At 29.5% G+C, this 3384-nt stretch carries 3 protein-coding genes; all 3 read right to left on the bottom strand.

All coding sequences use genetic code 11. The features are described 5' to 3' along the window. Complete coding sequence (locus tag AQ1689_RS09390; protein WP_101955922.1) at positions 1–204, bottom strand: hypothetical protein; 204 nt, start codon at positions 202–204, stop codon at positions 1–3. Further along, positions 188–3097, bottom strand: a complete 2910-nt coding sequence (locus tag AQ1689_RS09385; RefSeq protein WP_101955921.1) for a hypothetical protein — start codon at positions 3095–3097, stop codon at positions 188–190. The genes AQ1689_RS09390 and AQ1689_RS09385 overlap by 17 nt, the downstream gene beginning before the upstream one ends. A 2-nt stretch (positions 3098–3099) precedes the next feature. Further along, positions 3100–3384 (bottom strand): hypothetical protein (locus tag AQ1689_RS09380; RefSeq protein WP_219618443.1); only part of this gene is annotated, 285 nt, incomplete at its 5' end.

Below are 3384 nucleotides of genomic sequence, written 5' to 3'. Positions count from 1 at the left end.
TTATTTTTTATTATATATTTGAGTATATAACTCGTTTATTTTTTTATAAACTTCTTTATTATCGTAATTATCTTTGCCGATTTTTTCAACGCCATTATTAGAAATAACGATTTTCAAAACGCTGCCGTTTGATACCATTGGTTTTGGAAATATTTTAATTCCATTATCCCAACACCATCTTTTTGCATTAATATTCCAGATCATCTAGTTTGGGTTTTTCTATTTTAAAATCCTCGAAAGTTTCGATAATTTCGGGTTTTTCGGCTTCAAGGATTTCTAAGTTTTCAATGTAAAAACACTCTTTTGTGCTTCGTTTTTGTCCCTCTGTAATGTTCACCTTAATAATACCCTGACTATTTAATAAATGCTTCGGATTAAATGTATAGCCATTTAATACGCAATACGATTCTAATGCAGTTTTAAATTTTCCGCTACCTAATGGATATTTTGAGTTTTTAGACTTGTATAAATCCCAAAGATTACCACGGTATAAATTTCTATTAAAATTTTCTTCGCCTATAAAATATTCATCTGCCCAAGTAATAAAAGCATCTCCAATACCAGCCTTTAAATTATTTTGAGTAATGTTATCCATTGGTGCCAGAAATTCATTTTCTAAATTGTTTAAATACAATTTGCAGCATTGCATCAAAAAATTATAAAACTTGGTGTATTGCTTTTCATCCCATTGCTGAAAAAAAGTATGCCCAAAATCTTTTGAAACTTTACGTTCTGTTGTAAAATCTTTTGTTTTGGCATGATACCAGTTAGAAAATGATACAAAAAATATTCTACGGCTTACAGATCCTGAATTATTCGGCATTCCATAGTTAAAAGTACCTACAAATTTACCTGCATCTTTAAAACTGATATTATGCGATTTTTTATGTTTTGGATTTGATGTGATTTGCCCTGTAATTTTCCCGAAGAAAAATTCAAAAATTGACTTTTTATTTCCATCTTCAATATTTATAATATCGTGTTCAGGTTGCAATTCTCCGAAAATGTGGCGATCAGTTTCAATATCCTTACGTTTACCATCAATTGTAAAAACACTTAATAATTCCATTAAGCCACGAACCAGCAAACTTTTACCTGATCCACCGTCGGCATCGTCCTCACTATCTTTTACAGTATCATCAAGCATATAAATAAACTTGGTAAAATCTTCACGTTTGTAATTATGAAGCAAATAACCGATCGCAAAACATTTGTTTAAAAAGTGTTTTTCCTGCGTTATATGCTCTTGTAAACCTGAATTCTTACCATTTAGCGTAAACATATTTTTTGACCTGTACGCTTCTTGTTCCTCTACGGTTTTATAAGGTTCTTCTACTTCTTTGCGCCAATGAACACGACTTGCATTTATTAAATACGCCATAAATTCGCATGATGTATCGTTAATTTTTACACGGTTTTCGCCCTTAGCATCTTTGTAATAGTTGAAATAATCGGCTGAAACTCTAAAATCATTATTAGAAACTTTATGATCCCAAACAAATTTATTTGTAGTGTTTTTTGTAGAAAATGAAACAGCATCTTTTGTAATGTTTACAATTCCATTTTTGAAATAAAATTGCTGGCTATTATGCGTGTAATTATCAAAATCAAGTGTAATTCGGTCAATTGCTTTTAATTCAGAAACAATAAATACTTTAGAACTTTTGATTAAATTGATAACGTTTAAATCAACGCCTTTTTCTTTTAAGTATTCGATACAGAAATTTCTAATTTCAGCAACTTCAGGCACAGAAACTTTATATTCGTCAATTTTGATTAAAAAAGAAGTATCATCGTTTGATTTTTCTACAAAATTTATGATCTCTTTAAATGAATAAAAATTGTTACAATTCAAAAAATAATGAAAGTTTGCTAAATTTATAGCAGGACGGTTTTTATCATTTTTATCAATAAAATTACATTTTACGGTATAATTTAGCATTTTATCAAAAGCACGTTTTACCGATTCTTTTTCTGCTTTTCCGTAATATTTTAACCAATCTCTAAAATCTTTACCTTTAGTTCCCATTTTACCTACTGGAAGCCAAACTGTTTCAATATTCCAAAAGTTATTCGACAAAGTGTGTGCATATTTTTTACCTGCAATATCAATATCAGGTAAATTGTAAAAGTTTTTACACAATTTATTTAAACGCTGGTACAAATCATAACTTATTTGCTCGCCCTCGGAATTAAACCAAATAGGATAATAATCATCAGAAATTGAAGCAAGATTTAAGCCATCAGAACCACCGCTACAAATGATAATGTTTTCTAATTTTTCAAATTGTAATTTCTGCTGAAAATCTTTTATCATTTCAGTATGAAACTTTTTTTCACTCGATTCAGTAGTTGAATAAAGAGAATCCCTATGGTGTTGTATAGTTTCTAAAAGGTCAAGTATTTTTTCTTCATCTACATCTTTTAAAATACGTTCCAAACCGTGTGTATAGGTATTTGGTTTTTCGCCTAAATAACCGTGTTTAAAGTTTACGGTTTTGCCGTCTTTATCTAATTTTTTATATTCCGATGGTTTGTAGGTTTTTGCCCATTTTTTAAGATTATCAGAATACGCAAAAATCGGATAATTCGGCGTTGCTTCGGTAATCATTAATTTGCCCTCTTTAGAAGTTATTTTTTCATAACTTTTAATTTGCACTAAATTATACGCCTTAGCAATTTCAGGCGTTACGTGTTTACCTATTGCATCTAAATTGGTATATTCTTTTTGAACCTCTATTTTAAAATACGTTTTCGGTAATTTTTCGGTATTTTCTTTAAAGGTAATATTTGATGAAACAACCGTTTTTGCACCTGCTAAATTATTTTCAGTATATAAAAGTTGTATAGCTTCTTTAAATTCGATACCTTTTAAGAGCATAACTGCACTTACAGCATCGTAACTTTTACCGCTCGAAAAATCTTTTATAACCCAATGCGTTTTCGCATCATAAAAAATAGCACTTGCCGTTTTTTCATTATCATTTAACTTAAAATGCTTTTTGTTTGCACCCCTCGAATAATGTTTTTCTAAAATATCCAAACCACCATTAGTGGCTTCATATAGCTCTTTGGTATTGTATTTGTAGTTACTCATAATTATAACGAGCTTTTTTCTACTAATTCATTAATAGGTATATCTAAATGTTTTGAAATAGATAAAAGGACAGCGTACAGCGTTAAATATTCGTGGTTCACAGAAATTTGACGTTTAAGCGTATTGTAAAGGATGCCAGTATCGGCTGAGATTTGAGCAATAAGGTTATTGACTAATAATTTTTTTAAAACAGTTTGTTTTAAGACTATTTTTGTGTTTATATTTGAGTTCATATTTGTAGTGATATTTGTATTCATTTTTATAGCTAAATGTGTGTACAAATATAG

The sequence above is a fragment of the Tenacibaculum finnmarkense genome (genome assembly GCF_900239185.1).
In the GTDB taxonomy this organism is placed as follows: Bacteria; Bacteroidota; Bacteroidia; order Flavobacteriales; family Flavobacteriaceae; genus Polaribacter; species Polaribacter finnmarkensis.
Note: the sequence above shows the minus strand (reverse complement) of the source record. Positions and strands in the feature narration are given on the sequence as shown.